This window comes from Streptomyces sp., from assembly GCF_031181555.1.
Classification (GTDB): Bacteria; Actinomycetota; Actinomycetes; order Streptomycetales; family Streptomycetaceae; genus Streptomyces; species Streptomyces fimbriatus.
The window spans coordinates 12,213-30,765 of the sequence record NZ_JAPSKQ010000037.1 but is presented as its reverse complement, the minus strand read 5'-3'; the positions used below and the strand labels follow the sequence as shown (position 1 = coordinate 30,765).

Here is an 18,553-nt window from a genome sequence, read left to right as displayed (position 1 = left end):
GCGGGACGTCGTCCGGCAGGAGCTGGTGGCCCGCCAGCTGGAGGAACAGATAGTCGGGCGCTTCCCGGTCGGCCGGCGGCTGCGCGTGCTCGACGTGGGCATGGGCCGGGGCACGCAGGCGCTGCGGCTGGCCCGGGCCGGCCATCAGGTGACCGGCCTCGAACGGGACGCGGCGATGATCGCCACCGCGCGGGAGGCCCTGGCCGGGGAGCCGGAGGGCATCCGGGAGCGGATGCGGATCATCGAGGGCGACGGCCGGGACACCGGGGTGCACTTCCTGCCGGGCAGCTTCGACGTGGTGCTGTGCCACGGCGTGCTCATGTACGTCGAGGAACCGGATCCGCTCCTGGCGGGGCTGGCCCGGGTGCTCGCGCCCGGCGGGCTGCTGTCGCTGCTGGTGCGCAACGGCGACGCGCTCGCGATGCGGCCGGGCCTGTCCGGTGACTGGGCCGGGGCACTGGCCGCGTTCGGCAGCACCGCCTACCGGGACCGGCTGGGGCTCGACGTACGGGCCGACCGGCTGAAGACGCTGACGGCGACGCTCGCGGGGATCGGGGCGCCGCTGCACACCTGGTACGGAGTACGGGTCTTCACGGACACGGCGGCGAACGGCGCGCACCTCCCGGACGACCTGGAGACGCTGCTCGCGGTCGAGGAGAAGGCCGGGCGGACGGATCCCTACCGCGGGGTGGCGGCGCTGCTGCACCTGTGCGGCGTACGGGGCTGAGGCGCGGGGCGGACGGCGGGCGGGGGCCGCAGCGGCCCCCGCCCCGAGCTCACGCCTCCTCGGCGCGCAGGCTCATCGGCCCGTAGATCTCCGTGGTGTCCTCCAGCAGCCGCACCTGGTCGGCGCCGCCCTCCAGCAGGGCCTTCCAGTTCTCCCCGATCCAGGACTCGGCGTCCCCCTGCGTGGGGAACTCCTCCGGCGGCACCGCGGGCTCGACCTGCGTCCCGTCGGCCTTCTCGAACCGCCACGTCCATGCCGCCATGTACGCCTCCCATGGGTGTGAGCACACTGCACAGCAGGAGCCGGATCCCGGTCCGGCTCCTGCCCATGAGCCTAGTCGGACGCGCAGCGGGCGTGGGGACAGGCGAAAATCGGTCCGTGGAACTGACTCTGCTCGGCACCGGTGCCCCCGCGGGACTGCCCCGCCCCGACTGTCCCTGCGCCGTGTGCGCCGCCGCGCTCGGCCCGCACGCGCGGGCGGCCACCGCGCTGCTGGTGGACGGGGCGCTGCTGCTGGACCTCGTGCCCGGCGTGGCGCTCGCGGCGGCCCGCGCGGGGCATTCGCTGGGCGGTGTGCGCCAGGTGCTGCTGTCGCACCCGCACGACGGTCCCGCGATCGAGGTGCCGGCCGGGCTGCCGCAGCCCGGACGGGTGCCGGACGGGCGGGAGTTGGCGCTGCTGACGGGCCATCGGGTGCGCGCGGTGGCGCTGGATGCGCCCGGCACCGGGTACGCGGTGACCGGTCCGGACGGGCAGCGGCTGCTGTACCTCCCGCCGGGCGGTGCGCCGGCCGGGCTGGAGGAGCCGGCCGAACCGTACGCCATGGTGCTGCTGGACGTCGTGGGGCGCCCGGACGCGCTGGCGCGGCTGCGGGCGGTCGGCGCGGTGGGGCCGACCACGGACGTCGTCGCCGTCCACCTGGACCACGACGTGCCGCCGGGCGCGGAGTTGCGGCGCCGGCTCGCGGCGGCCGGGGCGCGCACCGTGCCGGACGGGACCGCCCTGGAGGTGGGCGCCTACGAGGACGTGCCGGACGTGCCGCGGCGGACGCTGGTGCTGGGCGGGGCCCGCTCGGGCAAGTCGGTGGAGGCCGAGCGGCGGCTGGAGTCCTTCCCCGAGGTGCTGTACGCGGCGACCGGCGGGTCCCGCAACGGGGACACCGAGTGGGCGGCGCGGGTGTCGGCGCATCAGGAGCGGCGGCCGGGGTCGTGGCGGACCGTCGAGACCTGCGACCTGGTGCCGCTGCTGAAGGACGACGGGCCGCCGCTGCTCGTGGACTGCCTGTCGCTGTGGCTGACGGACGCGATGGACGCCGTGGGGGCGTGGGACGACGCGGAGTGGGCGGACGGCGGGGAGCGGGCCCTGCGGGACCGGGTGCGGGAGCTGACCCGGGCGGTGCGCGGGACCCGGCGGACGGTGGTCGCCGTCTCCAACGAGGTGGGCTCGGGCATCGTGCCCGCCACCGCGTCCGGCCGCCGGTACCGGGACGAACTCGGGCGGCTGAACGCGGCGTTCGCGCAGGAGTGCGAGCAGGTGCTGCTGGTGGTGGCGGGACAGGTGGTCGTCCTGCGGGGGTGAGGGGCGAGGGGGGTGCCGGGCGGGTCAGCGTCTCGCCGGCCTCGGCTTGCGCGCGATGATCCGGTAGGCGTTGGCGAACGGGGTGCGGCGCACCACGGGCGCGAGGGCGAGGTCCGTCAGCGCCGCGGCGACCACCAGCGGGGTGCCCGCGCGCAGCAGGACCGTGCGCAGGTGCCGCTGGAACGGGGTCGGCGGGACGGCGCGCCAGGGGGCGTCCGGGGCGGGCAGGGCGTGGGAGAGGGCCAGGGCGGTCGCGCCGGCCAGGTCGTGCGGGACGTGCGCGGCGCGGTGCCCGGCGGTGACGATCTCGCAGCCGCGGGCCCGGAGTTCCGCGCGGAGGTTGCGCGGGGGCAGCAGGTGCAGCCGGCGGGGCTGGTCGTAGGGCAGCCACCAGCGGCCGAACAGGGCGGCGTACGCGCAGCGCGGGTCCAGGGTCTCGATGAGCAGGTGGCCGCCGGGGCGCAGGGCGTCGAGGGCCGCGTGGAGCTCCGCGCGGGGGTCGGTGGTGTGCTCCAGGTGGTGCAGCAGGCTGACCACGTCGTAGCGGCCGGCCAGCCGGGCGGCGACCCGCGGGTCCGTCAGCGGCCCGACGTGGGCCTCCTCGACGCGGCCGAGCGCGCGGGCCCGTTCGACGCGCGCGGTGAGGTCGGTGCCGTCGAAGGAGGTGTACGGGAAGAACTCCCGCGCGGCCTGCGGGAAGCGGGCGAGTCCGGTGCCGACGTCCAGCCAGCTCTCCGGTTCGCCGAAGCGCAGCATCGCGCGGGCGGCGCCGCGGTGGCGCTGCGGGGCGGTGTGCAGGGCGAGGACGCGCTCGGTGGCGGGGTCCCGGGGGGCTCCGCGCACGGCCCGCCGGTGGAAGGCGAGGCCCTCGGCGGTGAGGCGGGGGTTCTGGAAGGTGTGGCCGCAGTCCCGGCACGCGTCGACGGTGAACAGGCCCGGCCGGTGCCGGCGCAGGTCGCCGGTGCGCAGCCGGTTGCGCAGCCGCGTGGAGCCGCACCAGGGGCAGTCCTCACGGCGCGGCTCGTGCACCCGGGCGGAGCCGTGGGGGGCGGGGCCCTCCGCGGTCGGGGCGTGCGCGGTGGGTGGGGTGGGCGCGGACATGGGCGGCTCCCGGCGAGAGGACGTACGGCACGGCAATCCACTGCAAAACGTTACGTAGGGGACGACTCTCCGGGGCGCATCGGCGCGGTGGTGGCGTGGTGGCGGCGGGACCCCGGGGGCGGTGGTGGCCGGTGGGCCGTCGTGTTCGACCGGGGCCGGTACTGTTCGGCGAATGAGCTCGCTTAATCTCGACGACTTCACCGATCTGATCGAGCGCCCGGACGGCGGGGTGCGCCGCGACGCGGAGACGCACCGGGAGCGCCGGATCGTGCCGCCCGGATCGCTGGGCCGGCTCGACGACCTGGGTGAGTGGCTGGCCGCGGCGCAGTCCGCGGTGCCGGTGCGGCCGGTCGAACGGCCGCGGGTGGTGCTCTTCGCCGGTGACCACGGGATCGCCGAACTGGGTGTCTCGGCGCGGGCCGCGGGCAGTGCCGCGGACCTGGTGCGGGCGGTGCTGGAGGGCGGCCGTCCGGTGTCCGTGCTGGCCCGGCGGCTCGGGGTGCCGGTGCGGGTGGTCGACATGGCCCTGGACTGCGACCCCGCGTCGCTGCCCGAGGACGTCGTACGGCACCGGGTGCGGCGCGGCAGCGGGCGCATCGACGTCGAGGACGCGCTGAGCCCCGAGGAGGCCGAGGCGGCGTTCCGGGCCGGGATGGCCGTGGCCGACGAGGAGGCCGACTCCGGTACGGACCTGGTGGTGCTCGGCGATGTGAGCGTGGGCGGGACCACCGCGGCGGGCGTGCTGGTGGCCGCGCTGTGCGGGACGGACGCGTCGGTGGTGACCGGGCGTGGCGGGCTGGCGATCGACGACCTGGCGTGGATGCGCAAGTGCGCGGCGATCCGCGACGCGCTGCGCCGGGCGCGGCCCGTGCTCGGCGACCAGTTGCAGCTGCTGGCCACGGTGGGCGGCGCCGACCTCACCGCGATGACGGGCTTCCTGCTCCAGGCCGCGGTGCGGAAGCTGCCGGTCCTGCTCGACGGGGTGGTGGCGTCGGCGTGCGCGCTGGTGGGACAGCGGGTCGCGTTCCGGGCGCCGGACTGGTGGCTGGCCGCGCACGACAGCGGTGAGCCGGGCCAGGCGAAGGCACTGGACCGGATGGCTCTCGAGCCCCTCCTCTCCCACGGCGTCACCGTCGGGGAGGGCGTCGGCGGCCTGCTGGCCCTGCCCCTGGTCCAGGCGGCCGCCGCCCTGGCGGCGGAACTCCCGGAGCTCCCGGAGGACGCGGAGGGCCCGGGGGACGCGGGGCAGCCGGAGGCGGAGGCCGAAGCGGAACCGGCGCAGGAGCAGGAAGCGGGACAGGCCCGGTAGGAGTCGGGGCGGAAGGAGCCGCGGCCCCGGATCAGCGGCGTTCGAGGGAGCGCGGCGGGTTCGGGTCCGGTTTGCCGCCGATCCAGTCCTGGACGGCGCGGCGGGGGCCGGCCCAGCGGCGGTCGTGGTGGTAGGCGCGCAGGGTGGCCCTGGCCCGCGCGCGGGGCCGGCGCCGGTAGAAGTGCCTGGCCCACGGGGAGTCGGGGCGGGCCAGGCGCAGGGAGCCGATGACGGCGACGACGGGCACGATCACGCCGAACAGCGCCATCCGCGCCTTGCCCTTGCTCAGCGCGATCAGCGAGAAGAGGAAGTTCGTGCCGACGCTCGCGGCGACGCCCGCGCGGTTGCGGAGCTCCTCCTGGGAGAGGTCGTTGACGCCGAACGGCGCGAAGCCGGCCAGCAGCAGGCCGACCAGGGCTGCGGTGAGGACGACCATCTCGACGCTCTTGCGGCCGGCCTCGGTCCAGTAGACGTCGTCGAGGTGCAGGATCAGGGCGAACTCGTCCAGGACGAGGCCCGCGCCGATGCCGAAGACGACGGCGCCGAGCGCCGCGCCGAAGCCGCGCCCCCCGGCCGCCACCGTGCCGAAGCCGCCGGCGATCGTGAGGATGACGCCGGGCACCACGTGGTGGACGTGCACATCGCCGGCCGTGATGTTGCCGAAGGGGCCCTTGCCGGCCCGGATCAGGCGGGTGACGACCCGGGTGATCACGAAGGTGAGGACGAAGGCGGCGAGGGCGAGGAGCAGCGGCAGCTTGCCCGGCTCGATGATGTTCCGCTCCCACCACTGTCCCATATGGGCACTTTATCCACGGCCGCCGGAGGTGCCTCGGTGACCGCCGGGTAATCTGCGCCGGTGTCCGCGCCCTCCCCGACGTCCCCCGCCTCCCCGGCCGACGGCCTCCGCTTCGCCTTCGGCACCCTCACCGTGCTCCCGGTCCGGGTGACCCGCTGGGACCGTCCGGCCGCGCGCGCCGGAATGCTGTGCGCCCCGCTGGCCGGGCTGGTGGTCGGCGCCGCGGCCGCCGCCGCCGGACTGCTGCTGCTGTTCCTCGGCGCGGGCGCGCCGCTCGCCGCCGTCGCCACGGTCGCCGTACCGGCCGCCCTGACCCGGGGGCTGCACCTCGACGGGCTCGCCGACACCGCGGACGGGCTCGGCAGCGCCAGGCCCGCCGAGGACGCGCTGCGGATCATGAAGCAGTCGGACATCGGGCCGTTCGGGGTGCTCACCCTCGTCCTCGTGCTGCTGGCCCAGGTGGCCGCGCTGGCGCAGGCGTACGGCGGTTCCTGGGCCCGGGGCGCGCTCGCCGCCGTCGTCTCGGCGGCCGTGGCCCGGCTGGCCCTCACCCTGGCCGCGCGCACGGGGGTGCCGCCCGCCCGTCCGGAGGGGCTGGGCGCGGCGGTCGCGGGGGTGGTGCCGGTGGCGGGCGCGCTGCCGGTCGCCCTCGCGGTGACCGGGGCGGCCGCGGCCGGGGGCGCGTTCCTCGGGGCGCACGACGCCGTCCGTACCGTCCTCGCGGTGGCCCTGGCCCTCGTCGTCGCCGAACTCCTGCTGCGGCGCTGCGTCCGCCGTTTCGGCGGGGTCACCGGTGACGTGTTCGGCGGGCTCGCGGAGACGGCGGCGACGACCGCGCTCGTCGTCATGTCACTGGGCTGAAACGATCCCCCGTCCCCCTGTGGCCCCGCGGGCCCCACGGCTGGCCTGGTCCGTCGAACTCATCGGACTACGGGGGACGTTGATGCCGGCATTCCGTCGGGCCGCGGCCTGGTTCATCGACTTCGCGCTGCTGATCGCGGCGGCCTTCCTCCACCAGTGGGTGTGCCTCGCCCTGCTCGGGCGGGCCCTCGGCAAGGGGCTGACCGGGCTGAGGGTCACACCGCGGACGCCGGGCCGGGCGGCGCTCGGGGCGGCGGTGACCACCGCGGCGGACGTCGCCGTGTACGCCGCGGCCTGCGTGCTGCTGATCGAGGGGCACGTCGTGCCGTCGGTCCTGGTCTGGGCGGTCGCGGTGGCGCTGTTCCTGGGCAACGCCCTGCCGGCGCTCTCGCCGGCCCGCCGCTCCCTGGCCGACCGGGTGGCGGGCACGGCGGTGACGGGCCCCGGGCCCGACAGGCCGGACCTCGGGCTCAGCAGGCCCGGCGCCATGCCCCCAGTTCGTACTTCTTGAGCAGCGAACTCAGCCCCAGCCGCCGGGACTGGGCGCAGAAGCGGCCGGTGGGCAGCTCGTACTCGGCGTGGAAGACGGCCTTGCCCGCCTCGACGAACGGCGTCAGCGCCGCGCACTCGCCGTACTGGGCGCACTGTTCGTTGACCGCGAAGTCGAAGTCGCCGACCAGCTGCGGGATCTGGTCGAGGTCGTTCTTCAGGCCGACCGCCAGTCCGCGCTCGTGGGCGAGCCGGGCGACGAGGCGGTTGTAGCGGAGCTGGTCGCGCGCGGTGAGCGGGAAGCCGGTGCGGTTGCGGTAGCCGTCCATGTTGTCCGGCTCCACCGCGTCGAAGCCCTTGTCGCGGCACATGTCGACGCGCTCCGCCATGATCGGCTCCAGGACGTCGACGCGGCGGATGTCGAGCCAGCGCTCGCCCTCCCAGCCGTTGCCGCGCCCGATCACCGACGCCGGGAAGTCGCCGGCGTCCGGACGGAAGTCCTCCCAGGCGCCGGCGGACAGGTAGCAGATGACCTTGCGGCCGTCGCGGTGCAGCTTCGCGACCGTCTCCCCCGAGTGGTCGAAGCCGTCGATGTCGTAGACCGGCACGTCGACGGAGGTGTCGAGCCGTCCGCTGAGCTGCCACTGCCAGCCGGTGCCGGGGCGGGGCTGCCAACGGGCCCCGCCCGCCCTCGCGTCGGGCGCGGGCGCGGTCGTACAGGCCGCGAGCAGCAGGGTGAGCAGCAGGACGAGCGGGAACGGTCGTTTCACCGGCGGTCTCCAGGACGGGGCGGCAGCGGGGCGGACGCCGGCGCGGCGGCCTCGGGGCGGACGGGTGGACCTCAAGGATGATCACCGCCGTCCGGCGGTCCGACACCGGGGTCCGAAACACGACCGCCACGTCACCGGAAGGTGAACACCCGCGTGAATGAGCGCGCGCACATACGCGCGTAGGCTCGTCCCGAGTGTTCGCCGCACCGGGGAAGGCCCCGCCGAAACCGCACCCGCACGTCGCAACTAGGGTCGGCTGCCGGGCCCGGTCGACCCACACCGTTCGGCCACAGCAACTTCACATCGGAAGCGAGAATTCACCACCGTGACTGCTCTCACTCTCAGCACCGCCGCGGCGCCCGGCCTGCGGGCCGACGCGATCGTGATCGGTGTCGCCAAGGGCGCTGCGTCAAAGGCCTCGGGCCCCGTCGTCGCACCGGGCGCCGAGGCCGTGGACCAGGCGTACGACGGCAGGCTCGCCGGCGTCCTGGAGACCCTCGGCGCGTCCGGCGCCGAGGGCGAGGTGACGAAGCTCCCCGCGCCGGCCGGCTTCAAGGCGCCGCTCGTGGTGGCGGTGGGCCTGGGCACCCAGCCCGAGAAGGACGCCGCCTACGACGCCGAGGCGCTGCGCAGGGCCGCCGGTGTGGCCGCCCGCGCCCTCGCCGGGTCCAAGAAGGCCGCGTTCGCCCTGCCGCTGACGGACGCCGCCGACGCCGGCGCGATCGCCGAGGGCGTGCTGCTCGGCGCCTACTCCTTCGACGCCTACAAGGGCAACGCGCCTTCGGGTGCCGCCGCCAAGGACGGGAAGAACGGCAGGGCCCCGCTGGCCGAGGCCGCGCTGCTCGGCGGCAAGCCCCGCGACAAGGCGTACAAGGCCGCGCTCGAGCGGGCCACCGCCGTCGCCGAGGAGCTCAACCGCGCCCGCGACCTGATCAACACCCCGCCGAACGACCTCAACCCCGAGGCGTTCGCGGCCATCGCCCAGGCGGCGGCCAAGGAGCACGGCATCAAGGTGCAGGTGCTCGACGAGAAGGCCCTGACCAAGGGCGGCTACGGCGGCATCCTCGGCGTCGGCGCCGGCTCGGCGTCGGGCCCGCGCCTGGTGAAGCTGTCGTACACCTCGTCCAAGGCGAAGCGGCACCTCGCCTTCGTCGGCAAGGGCATCACCTACGACTCGGGCGGCATCTCGCTGAAGCCGGCCGGCCACAACGAGACGATGAAGTGCGACATGAGCGGTGCCGCCGCCGTGTTCGCCGCGGTCGTCGCCGCCGCCCGGCTGGGCCTGGAGGTCAACGTCACCGGCTGGCTGGCGCTGGCCGAGAACATGCCCTCCGGTTCCGCCACCCGTCCGGGTGACGTGCTGCGCATGTACAGCGGCAAGACCGTGGAGGTGCTCAACACCGACGCCGAGGGCCGTCTCGTCCTCGCCGACGCGCTGTGGGCCGCCTCGCAGGAGAAGCCGGACGCGATCGTGGACGTCGCGACCCTGACCGGCGCGATGATGCTGGCGCTGGGCAGCCGCACGTTCGGGATCATGGCGAACGACGACGCGTTCCGCACCGCGGTGCACGAGGCCGCCGAGCAGGTCGGCGAGCCGGCGTGGCCGATGCCGCTGCCGGAGCACCTGCGCAAGGGGATGGAGTCGGCCACCGCCGACATCGCCAACATGGGCGAGCGGATGGGCGGCGGGCTCGTCGCCGGCCTGTTCCTGCGCGAGTTCGTGGGCGAGGGCATCACCTGGGCGCACCTCGACATCGCCGGCCCGGCCTTCAACGAGGGCGGCCCCTTCGGGTACACGCCGAAGGGCGGCACGGGGTCGGCGGTGCGGACGCTGGTCCGCCTCGCGGAGCTGGCCTCGGCCGGCGAGCTGGGCTGAGTTCCTGGTGGCGGGGCCTCGCGCGCGGGTAGGGCGAGGCCCCGTCGCCCCCACGGCCGCGTTCTCGGCGGGACGTGGGGTGTCTCACACCCCGGCCCCGCGTCTCGTCCGGTACCGACAAGTGCGAAGATGGGGCTCGGCAGGACAGGGCCCCCACCGAAGGGCCGAAGGCAACAAGCGGCCGCACACCAGCCGCCGACCGGTCACTGAGGACCGGCGTGGCGCACATGCATGGAGGACGTGACGTGGCGAACGACGCCAGCACCGTTTTCGACCTAGTGATCCTCGGCGGCGGCAGCGGTGGTTACGCCGCGGCCCTGCGCGGGGCGCAGCTGGGCCTGGACGTCGCCCTGATCGAGAAGGACAAGGTCGGCGGCACCTGCCTGCACCGAGGATGCATCCCCACCAAGGCCCTGCTGCACGCGGGCGAGATCGCCGACCAGGCCCGCGAGAGCGAGCAGTTCGGTGTGAAGGCCAGCTTCGAGGGCATCGACGTACCGGCCGTCCACAAGTACAAGGACGAGGTCGTCTCCGGTCTGTACAAGGGCCTGCAGGGGCTCATCGCCTCCCGCAAGGTGACCTACATCGAGGGTGAGGGCCGGCTGTCCTCCCCCACCTCCGTCGACGTGAACGGCCAGCGGGTCCAGGGCCGTCACATCCTGCTGGCGACCGGCTCGGTGCCGAAGTCGCTGCCGGGCCTGGAGATCGACGGCAACCGCATCATCTCCTCCGACCACGCCCTCGTCCTGGACCGCGTGCCGAAGTCCGCGATCGTCCTGGGCGGCGGTGTCATCGGCGTCGAGTTCGCCTCCGCGTGGAAGTCCTTCGGCACCGACGTCACGATCATCGAGGGCATGAAGCACCTCGTCCCGGTCGAGGACGAGAACTCCTCCAAGCTGCTGGAGCGCGCCTTCCGCAAGCGCGGCATCAAGTTCAACCTGGGCACCTTCTTCCAGAAGGCCGAGTACACCCAGGACGGCGTCAAGGTCACCCTGGCGGACGGCAAGGAGTTCGAGGCCGAGGTCCTGCTCGTCGCCGTCGGCCGCGGCCCGGTCTCCCAGGGCCTGGGCTACGAGGAGGCCGGGGTCGCCATGGACCGCGGCTACGTCCTCGTCGACGAGTACATGCGCACCAACGTCCCGACCATCTCCGCCGTCGGCGACCTGGTCCCGACCCTCCAGCTCGCGCACGTCGGCTTCGCCGAGGGCATCCTGGTGGCGGAGCGTCTGGCCGGTCTGAAGACCGTCCCGATCGACTACGACGGTGTCCCGCGGGTGACGTACTGCCACCCGGAGGTCGCCTCCGTCGGCATCACCGAGGCCAAGGCCAAGGAGATCTACGGCGCGGACAAGGTCGTCGCCCTGAAGTACAACCTGGCGGGCAACGGCAGGAGCAAGATCCTCAAGACCGCGGGCGAGATCAAGCTCGTCCAGGTCAAGGACGGTGCGGTGGTCGGCGTCCACATGGTCGGCGACCGCATGGGCGAGCAGGTCGGCGAGGCCCAGCTGATCTACAACTGGGAGGCGCTGCCGGCCGAGGTCGCCCAGCTCGTCCACGCCCACCCGACGCAGAACGAGGCGCTCGGCGAGGCCCACCTGGCCCTGGCCGGCAAGCCCCTCCACTCCCACGACTGACGCCTTCGGGCACCGGGCGCGACGACACAGACTTCCGCACTTTTAAAGGAGCAACCGAAACCATGGCGGTTTCCGTAACCCTTCCGGCGCTCGGCGAGAGCGTCACCGAGGGCACTGTCACCCGCTGGCTGAAGGCCGAGGGCGAGCGCGTCGAGGCCGACGAGCCGCTGCTCGAGGTCTCCACCGACAAGGTCGACACCGAGATCCCCGCTCCCGCCTCCGGCGTGCTGTCCTCCATCAAGGTCGCCGAGGACGAGACGGTCGAGGTCGGCGCCGAGCTGGCCCTGATCGACGACGGCAGCGGCGCCCCCGCCGCCGCCCCGGCCGCCGAGCAGGCGCCCGCCGAGCAGGCCGCCCCGCCGGCTCCCGAGCCGCAGCCGCAGGCCCAGCCGTCCACCGAGCAGCCCGCCCCCGCCCCGGCACCCACCGCCGAGGCCGCGACCGGCGGCGGCTCCGCCCAGGGCACGGACGTGGTCCTGCCCGCGCTGGGCGAGTCCGTCACCGAGGGCACCGTCACGCGCTGGCTGAAGTCGGTCGGTGACACCGTCGAGGCCGACGAGCCGCTGCTCGAGGTGTCGACGGACAAGGTCGACACCGAGATCCCCGCCCCCGCCTCCGGCACCCTGCTGGAGATCGTGGTCGGCGAGGACGAGACCGCCGAGGTCGGCGCCAAGCTCGCCGTCATCGGCGAGGCCGGTGCCGCTCCGGCCGCCGCCCCGGCCCCGGCCGCCCCCGAGGCCCCGGCGCAGCCCGCCCCGGCCGCCGAGCAGCCCGCCCCGGCCCCGCAGCAGGCCGCCCCGGCCCCGCAGCAGGCGGCTCCTGCTCCGGCCGCTCCGGCTCCTGCTCCGGCCGCCCCGGCCCCGGCTCCGCAGGCGCCGTCGGCTCCGGCCCCGCAGCAGCAGGTCGCCCCGGCTCCCGAGCCGGCCCCGGCCGCTCCGACGCCCGCCCCGGCCCCGGCCGCCGCTCCGGCCGCCCCGGCCCCGGCCGCCGCCCAGCCGACGGACGAGGGCGCCTACGTGACCCCGCTGGTGCGCAAGCTCGCCGCCGAGAACGGCGTCGACCTGTCCACCGTCAAGGGCACCGGCGTCGGCGGCCGCATCCGCAAGCAGGACGTCCTCGCCGCCGCCGAGGCCGCGAAGGCCGCCGCCGCTGCCCCGGCTCCGGCCGCCGCCGCGGCCCCCGCCGCGAAGAAGGCCCCCGTCCTGGAGGCCTCCCCGCTGCGCGGCCAGACCGTGAAGATGCCGCGGATCCGCAAGGTCATCGGCGACAACATGGTCAAGGCCCTGCACGAGCAGGCCCAGCTGTCCTCGGTCGTCGAGGTCGACGTCACCCGCCTGATGAAGCTGCGCGCCCGGGCCAAGGACGCGTTCGCGGCGCGCGAGGGCGTCAAGCTCTCCCCGATGCCGTTCTTCGTCAAGGCGGCGGCGCAGGCGCTGAAGGCCCACCCGGTCATCAACGCCAAGATCAACGAGGCCGAGGGGACCATCACCTACTTCGACACCGAGAACATCGGTATCGCGGTGGACTCCGAGAAGGGCCTGATGACCCCGGTCATCAAGAACGCCGGTGGCCTCAACCTCGCCGGTATCGCCAAGGCCACGGCCGAGCTGGCGGGCAAGGTCCGGGGCAACAAGATCACTCCGGACGAGCTGTCCGGCGCGACCTTCACCATCAGCAACACCGGTTCGCGCGGCGCGCTGTTCGACACGATCATCGTGCCCCCGGGCCAGGTCGCGATCCTCGGCATCGGCGCCACGGTGAAGCGCCCGGCCGTCATCGAGACGGAGGAGGGCACGGTCATCGGCGTCCGCGACATGACCTACCTGACCCTCTCCTACGACCACCGCCTGGTGGACGGTGCCGACGCGGCCCGTTACCTGACGGCGGTCAAGGCGATCCTGGAGGCGGGCGAGTTCGAGGTCGAGCTCGGCCTGTGATCCGCGGTCACTGACACGGCCCCACGGTGCCCCCGTCCGGAAGCTTCCGGACGGGGGCACCGTCGTACGGCGGCCGCGTGCGGCCGGGCCCGGCGTATGGAACGTGTAAGTCTCGTCTCACCTGGGCGAAAGCGCCCCCGTGCGCCCCTTCCGCGCGGCGCGGCGGCCGTATTGTCTAAGCGTCGAACGCCCTAAGGGGGCCGGTGGCCCTCTCTCTAAGGAGCCCTCATGACCGCGCCCGTCGTCCACTCGCTGCGCGAACAGATCCGCGAGCACATCCTGGAAGGGATCATCAGCGGGCGCTGGCAGCCGGGCGAGCGGATCGTGGAGCGGCGGATCGCGACCGAGCTGGAGGTCAGCCAGACGCCGGTGCGGGAGGCGCTGCGCGAGCTGGAGTCGCTGCGGCTGATCGAGTCGGCGCCGAACAAGGGCGTGCGGGTGCGGAACCTGACGGCCGCCGACCTGGAGGAGAGCTACCCGGTCCGGGCCGGCCTGGAGGCGATCGCGGCGGAGCTGGCGGCGGAGCGGCTGGCACAGGACTGCTCGGCGCTGGAGCCGCACGTCGCAGCCCTGTACGAGGCCGACCGCAGGGCCGACGGCACGGGTCAGGTGCGGCACACGGTCGCCTTCCACCGCGAGCTGGTCCGCGCGGCCGGCAACTCGGTGCTGCTGCACACCTGGGAGGGCCTGGGCATCGAGGTCTTCACCGCGCTGTCCATCCGCTGGCTGGGCACGGTCCAGCAGTCGTACGCCGAGGAGCACGAGGAACTGGTCGCCGCGTTCCGCAGGCGCGACCCCCGCATCGCGGAGCTCGTGAAGGCACACGTCCTGGGGTGCGCGCCCCGGGCGTGAGCGGCATCCGGGCAAAGGCCCGCTCATGTGCGGGTTCACCTGCGAAAACATGCCGAAAACGCGTCACCCGGTGCCACTTTCGCAGGCACCGCGTGCCTACTTTCTCGCCATCAAGAGGTTTTGCCCCTCAACCCTTTGATCGATCATCGATCAGGGGGTTACAGTCGCCAGCGGGCTTCCACCCGAGCCCAGCCCTGTCCTGCCAAAGACCAAGGGCACCCCCGAACCCTTACCGATGAGGGAACCCCCTTCGACTGAGGAAGGCGGCGACATGACCGACCCCAACGCAATCCAGCCGAGCGAGCTCGACCAGCTCCCGGACCGCGACCCCGAGGAGACCGCCGAGTGGCAGGCCTCCCTGGACGCCGTCACCAAGGCGGCCGGGCCGCACCGTGCCGCGTACCTGATGCGCCGCACGCTGGAGCGCGCCGAGGGCGCCGGCATCGCGCTGCCGAAGCTCCTCGAGACCGACTACGTCAACACCATCCCCACCGCCGCCGAGCCCGCTGTGGACGGCGACGAGGAGATGGAGTCCCGGATCACCGCGTGGAACCGCTGGAACGCGGCGGCCATGGTGACCCGCGGCTCGAAATACGGCGTCGGCGGCCACATCGCCACCTTCGCCTCCGCGGCCTGGCTGTACGAGACCGGCTTCAACCACTTCTTCAAGGGCAAGGACTCCAAGGACGCTGCCGGTTCCGGCGACCAGCTCTACATCCAGGGCCACGCCTCCCCCGGCATCTACGCCCGCGCCTTCCTCGACGGCCGGCTGAACGAGACCCACCTGGACAACTTCCGCCGCGAGGCGGGCGGCAACGGCCTCCCGTCGTATCCGCACCCGCGCCGGCTGCCCTGGCTGTGGGAGTTCCCGACCGTCTCCATGGGCCTCGGCCCGCTCTCCGCGATCTACCAGGCGCGCTTCAACCGCTACCTGACGAACCGCGGCATCAAGGACACCGCCGGCTCGCACGTGTGGGCGTTCCTCGGCGACGGCGAGATGGACGAGCCCGAGTCGACGGCGGCCCTCGCGCTCGCCGCCCGCGAGGAGCTCGACAACCTCACCTTCGTCATCAACTGCAACCTGCAGCGCCTGGACGGCCCGGTCCGCGCCAACTTCAAGATCGTGCAGGAGCTGGAGGCCCAGTTCCGCGGCGCCGGCTGGAACGTCGTCAAGACGCTGTGGGGCACCGCCTGGGACGAGCTGTTCCAGCTGGACACCACCGGCGCGCTCGTACGCCGCCTGCGCGAGGTACCGGACGCGCAGATCCAGACGTACCAGACCCGGGACGCCGCCTACATCCGCGAGGACTTCTTCGGCAAGGACCCGGCGCTCGTCGAGATGGCGAAGCTGCTGAGCGACGACAAGATCCTCGAGTGCTTCCACGTCTCCCGCGGCGGCCACGAGCCCCGCAAGGTCTACGCCGCCTACAGGGCCGCGCTCGCCCACAAGGGCGCGCCGACCGTGATCCTGGCGCAGACGGTCAAGGGCCACACCCTGGGTGAGGGCTTCGCCTCGAAGAACGCCAACCACCAGATGAAGAAGCTGACGGTGGACGAGTTCAAGGCGATGCGCGACCGCCTCGGCCTGCCGATCAAGGACAGCGACTTCGTCGACGGCGTGGTGCCCTACGGCCACCCGGGCGCCGACTCCCCCGAGGTCCGCTACCTCCAGGAGCGCCGCGCGGCGCTCGGCGGTCCGGCCCCGGCCCGCCGCGTCCACCCGGTCGCCCCGCTGCCCGCGCCCGCCGAGAAGGCGTTCGCCGCCTTCGACAAGGGCTCCGGCTCGCAGAACGTGGCGACGACGATGGCGTTCGTCCGCCTGGTCAAGGACCTGGTCCGCGACAAGGAGACCGGCAGGCGCTGGGTGCCGATCGTCCCGGACGAGGCGCGCACCTTCGGCATGGAGAGCCTCTTCCCCTCCCTCGGCATCTACTCGCCGAAGGGCCAGACGTACGAGCCGGTCGACCGCGACCAGCTGATGTACTACAAGGAGGCCAGGAACGGCCAGATCCTCAACGAGGGGATCACCGAGGCCGGCTCGATGGCCGACTTCATCGCCGCCTCGACGTCGTACGCGACGCACGGCGAGCCGATGATCCCGTTCTACATCTTCTACTCGATGTTCGGCTGGCAGCGCACGGCCGACCAGATGTGGCAGCTCGGCGACCAGCTCGGCCGCGGCTTCCTCGTCGGCGCGACGGCCGGCCGCACCACGCTGACCGGTGAGGGCCTCCAGCACGCCGACGGCCACTCCCCCGTCATCGCCGCGACCAACCCGGCCGCGCTGACGTACGACCCGGCGTTCGCCTACGAGGTCGCGGTGATCGTCCGCGAGGGTCTGCGCCGGATGTACGGCGAGGCGAAGCCCGGCGAGGACCAGGACGTCTTCTACTACCTGACCGTCTACAACGAGCCGCTGCCGCAGCCCGCCAAGCCGCAGGCCCCCGGCATCGACGAGGGCATCGTCAAGGGCCTGTACCGCTTCAACACGGCGGAGACGGCGGGCCTGACCCCGCCCGCGAACGCCCCGCGGATCCAGCTGCTGGGCTCCGGTACGGCGATCCACTGGGCGCTGCAGGCGCAGCGGCTGCTCGCCGAGGAGTGGGGCGTGGCCGCCGACGTCTGGTCCGCCACCTCGTGGACCGAGCTGCGCCGGGACGCCATGGAGGCGGACGAGGCGCTGCTGCGCGGCGAGGAGCGGGTGCCGTTCGTCCGGCAGGCGCTCCAGGGAGCCGAGGGCCCGGTGCTGGCGGTCTCCGACTACATGCGCCAGGTCCCGGACCAGATCGCGCAGTGGGTCGGGCAGGACTACTCGTCGCTGGGCGCCGACGGCTTCGGCCTGTCGGACACCCGTGACGCGGCCCGCCGCCACTTCGGTGTCGACGCCGAGTCGATCGTGGTCGCGGCCCTGGCCCAGCTCGCCCGGCGCGGCGAGGTGCAGGCGGTGGCCGTGAAGGAAGCCCGCGAGAAGTACGGCCTGTAGGCACGCGCTCCGCAGGTCAGGTCGTCAGGAGGCCCCCGCCGCGGCGGGGGCCTCCTGCATGATGGGCCCCATGCGTGCTGCCCGGCTGATCAAGATGGTGCTGCTGCTGCAGTCCCGGCCCTCCATGACCGCCGCCGAGCTGGCGAGGGAACTGGAGGTGTCGGAGCGGACGGTCACCCGGGACGCGCAGGCGTTGTCGGAGGCCGGGGTGCCGGTGTACGCGGACCGGGGCCGCGTCGGGGGGTACCGGCTGGTCGGCGGGTACCGGACGCGGCTGACGGGGCTGGCGCGCAGCGAGGCGGAGGCGCTGTTCCTGTCCGGGGTGCCGGGGGCGCTGCGCGAGATGGGGCTGGAGGACGCGGCCTCGGCGGCCCGGCTGAAGGTGTCGGCGGCGCTGCTGCCGTCCCTGCGGGACGCGTCGCGGACGGCGGCGCAGCGGTTCCACCTGGACGCGCCGAACTGGTTCCGCGAGCCCCGGACGCCCGAACTGCTGCCGGCCGTCGCGGACGCGGTGTGGGACGACCGGCGGATCACCGCGCGCTACCGGCGCGGCGAGAGGGACGTGGAGCGGGAGCTGGAGCCGTACGGGCTCGTGCTCAAGGCGGGCGTCTGGTACCTGTGCGCGCGGGTGGCCGGGCACGGGTCCTTCCGGGTCTACCGGATCGACCGGTTCACGACGGTGGACGCGGGCGAGGGGCGCTTCGAGCGCGAGGAGGGGTTCGATCTGCCCGCGTTCTGGGAGGAGCGGGCCGAGCAGTTCGCGCGCTCGCTCCTGCGGGACCGGGTCGTGGTGCGGCTGTCGCCGGAGGGCGTACGCCGGCTGCCGCACGCCGTGGACCCGCTGTCCGCCCGGGAGGCGCTGGCCGGGGCGGACGGGCCGGACGCGGGCGGGTGGGTGACGCTGACCCTGCCGGTGGAGTCCGAGGAGGTCGCCCATACGCAGCTGACGGCGCTGGGACCGGAGGTGGAGGTGCTGGCGCCCGAGGCCCTGCGGGAGCGGTTCGCCGCTCAGGCGGCCCGGCTGGCGGAGCTGTACCGGCCGCGGCGGTCCGCGCGCACTCCGGGTGCGCGCCCCGCTCCCAGAGCCGATGCTTGACGCGTGATGGACGAGACGGAGTTCTGGGAGCTGGTGGACACCACCCGGGAGGACGCCGAGGGCGACCCGGAGGAGCAGGCCGACCTGCTCGTGGAGCGGCTCGTGCGCAAGGACCCGGAGGCTGTCCTGGACTTCGCCCGTCATTTCGAGTCGCGCTACCACCGCGCCTACCGCTGGGACCTGTGGGGCGCCGCCTGGGTGCTGCTGGACGGGGCGAGCGACGACGCCTTCGACTACTTCCGGTGCTGGCTGATCGGCCAGGGCCGCGAGGTCTTCGAGGGCGCCCTGCACGACCCGGACGCGCTCGCCGACCTGCTGGACGACTTCGACGAGGAGGTCGACGGCGACGGCGAGGAACTCGGCTACGCGGCGGACGAGGCGTACGAGCAGCTCACCGGCACGGTGGCCCCCGACCTGGCCCTGCCCCCGGCGCCCGCGGAACCCGAGGGCACCCCGCTCGACCTCGAGGACGAGGCCCTGCTCGCCGAACGCTATCCCCGGCTCTGGGAACGCTTCCGGGGCTGAGCCCGCCCGCCGGGTCCCG

16 protein-coding genes are annotated in these 18,553 nt (G+C 74.1%); 12 read left to right on the top strand and 4 right to left on the bottom strand.

All coding sequences use genetic code 11. The annotated features are described in order from the left end of the window. The first annotated feature begins 25 nt into the window (after nucleotides 1–25). Nucleotides 26–727 (top strand): methyltransferase domain-containing protein, encoded by a 702-nt coding sequence (locus RIM90_RS10955; RefSeq protein ID WP_309060430.1) that lies wholly within the window; start codon nucleotides 26–28, stop codon nucleotides 725–727. A 49-nt stretch (nucleotides 728–776) separates the two neighbouring features. On the opposite strand, the gene RIM90_RS10950 is transcribed toward RIM90_RS10955, so the two are convergent. Then, the gene (locus tag RIM90_RS10950; protein ID WP_309060429.1) at nucleotides 777–989 is read right to left on the bottom strand and encodes a hypothetical protein; all 213 of its coding nucleotides are present in this window, start codon (nucleotides 987–989) and stop codon (nucleotides 777–779) included. A 116-nt stretch (nucleotides 990–1,105) separates the two neighbouring features. On the opposite strand from RIM90_RS10950, the gene RIM90_RS10945 reads away from it, so the two are divergent. Next, nucleotides 1,106–2,305 (top strand): bifunctional adenosylcobinamide kinase/adenosylcobinamide-phosphate guanylyltransferase, encoded by a 1,200-nt coding sequence (locus RIM90_RS10945; RefSeq protein WP_309060428.1) that lies wholly within the window; start codon nucleotides 1,106–1,108, stop codon nucleotides 2,303–2,305. A gap of 24 nt (nucleotides 2,306–2,329) precedes the next feature. On the opposite strand, the gene RIM90_RS10940 is transcribed toward RIM90_RS10945, so the two are convergent. After that, the gene (locus RIM90_RS10940; RefSeq protein WP_309060427.1) at nucleotides 2,330–3,406 is read right to left on the bottom strand and encodes a methyltransferase domain-containing protein; all 1,077 of its coding nucleotides are present in this window, start codon (nucleotides 3,404–3,406) and stop codon (nucleotides 2,330–2,332) included. A gap of 172 nt (nucleotides 3,407–3,578) precedes the next feature. On the opposite strand from RIM90_RS10940, the gene cobT reads away from it, so the two are divergent. Beyond that, complete coding sequence (cobT, locus tag RIM90_RS10935) at nucleotides 3,579–4,715, top strand: nicotinate-nucleotide--dimethylbenzimidazole phosphoribosyltransferase (RefSeq protein WP_309060426.1); 1,137 nt, start codon at nucleotides 3,579–3,581, stop codon at nucleotides 4,713–4,715. A gap of 31 nt (nucleotides 4,716–4,746) precedes the next feature. On the opposite strand, the gene RIM90_RS10930 is transcribed toward cobT, so the two are convergent. Beyond that, on the bottom strand, nucleotides 4,747–5,511 hold the full coding sequence (locus RIM90_RS10930; RefSeq protein WP_309060425.1) for a hypothetical protein: 765 nt from the start codon (nucleotides 5,509–5,511) through the stop codon (nucleotides 4,747–4,749). 60 nt (nucleotides 5,512–5,571) lie between these two features. On the opposite strand from RIM90_RS10930, the gene RIM90_RS10925 reads away from it, so the two are divergent. Beyond that, nucleotides 5,572–6,372 (top strand): adenosylcobinamide-GDP ribazoletransferase, encoded by an 801-nt coding sequence (locus RIM90_RS10925; RefSeq protein WP_309060424.1) that lies wholly within the window; start codon nucleotides 5,572–5,574, stop codon nucleotides 6,370–6,372. Between the two features lie 82 nt (nucleotides 6,373–6,454). Then, entirely contained in the window at nucleotides 6,455–6,883 is a 429-nt protein-coding gene (locus tag RIM90_RS10920; protein WP_309060423.1) for an RDD family protein, read from the top strand. Here RIM90_RS10920 and RIM90_RS10915 read toward each other — a convergent pair. Beyond that, nucleotides 6,843–7,631, bottom strand: a complete 789-nt coding sequence (locus tag RIM90_RS10915; RefSeq protein ID WP_309060422.1) for an endo alpha-1,4 polygalactosaminidase — start codon at nucleotides 7,629–7,631, stop codon at nucleotides 6,843–6,845. The two genes, RIM90_RS10920 and RIM90_RS10915, sit on opposite strands and share 41 nt — an antisense overlap. A gap of 325 nt (nucleotides 7,632–7,956) precedes the next feature. On the opposite strand from RIM90_RS10915, the gene RIM90_RS10910 reads away from it, so the two are divergent. The 7 genes from RIM90_RS10910 (at nucleotide 7,957) to RIM90_RS10880 (ending at nucleotide 18,534) form a co-directional block, all read left to right on the top strand. Next, complete coding sequence (locus RIM90_RS10910) at nucleotides 7,957–9,507, top strand: leucyl aminopeptidase (protein WP_309060421.1); 1,551 nt, start codon at nucleotides 7,957–7,959, stop codon at nucleotides 9,505–9,507. Nucleotides 9,508–9,752: 245 nt separating this feature from the next. Continuing rightward, nucleotides 9,753–11,141: a dihydrolipoyl dehydrogenase gene (lpdA, locus tag RIM90_RS10905; RefSeq protein WP_309060420.1), complete on the top strand. Its 1,389-nt coding sequence runs from the start codon at nucleotides 9,753–9,755 to the stop codon at nucleotides 11,139–11,141. Between the two features lie 62 nt (nucleotides 11,142–11,203). Further along, the gene (gene sucB, locus RIM90_RS10900) at nucleotides 11,204–13,078 is read left to right on the top strand and encodes a 2-oxoglutarate dehydrogenase, E2 component, dihydrolipoamide succinyltransferase (RefSeq protein ID WP_309060419.1); all 1,875 of its coding nucleotides are present in this window, start codon (nucleotides 11,204–11,206) and stop codon (nucleotides 13,076–13,078) included. Nucleotides 13,079–13,306: 228 nt separating this feature from the next. Further along, nucleotides 13,307–13,930, top strand: a complete 624-nt coding sequence (locus RIM90_RS10895; protein WP_309060418.1) for a GntR family transcriptional regulator — start codon at nucleotides 13,307–13,309, stop codon at nucleotides 13,928–13,930. Between the two features lie 271 nt (nucleotides 13,931–14,201). Then, on the top strand, nucleotides 14,202–16,913 hold the full coding sequence (aceE, locus tag RIM90_RS10890; RefSeq protein WP_309060417.1) for a pyruvate dehydrogenase (acetyl-transferring), homodimeric type: 2,712 nt from the start codon (nucleotides 14,202–14,204) through the stop codon (nucleotides 16,911–16,913). A 70-nt stretch (nucleotides 16,914–16,983) separates the two neighbouring features. Next, the gene (locus RIM90_RS10885; protein WP_309060416.1) at nucleotides 16,984–18,009 is read left to right on the top strand and encodes a WYL domain-containing protein; all 1,026 of its coding nucleotides are present in this window, start codon (nucleotides 16,984–16,986) and stop codon (nucleotides 18,007–18,009) included. 6 nt (nucleotides 18,010–18,015) lie between these two features. Further along, nucleotides 18,016–18,534 carry a DUF4240 domain-containing protein gene (locus RIM90_RS10880; protein ID WP_309060442.1) on the top strand — a complete coding sequence of 173 codons (519 nt, stop codon included), beginning with the start codon at nucleotides 18,016–18,018 and terminating at the stop codon, nucleotides 18,532–18,534. The last annotated feature ends 19 nt before the right edge of the window (nucleotides 18,535–18,553 follow it).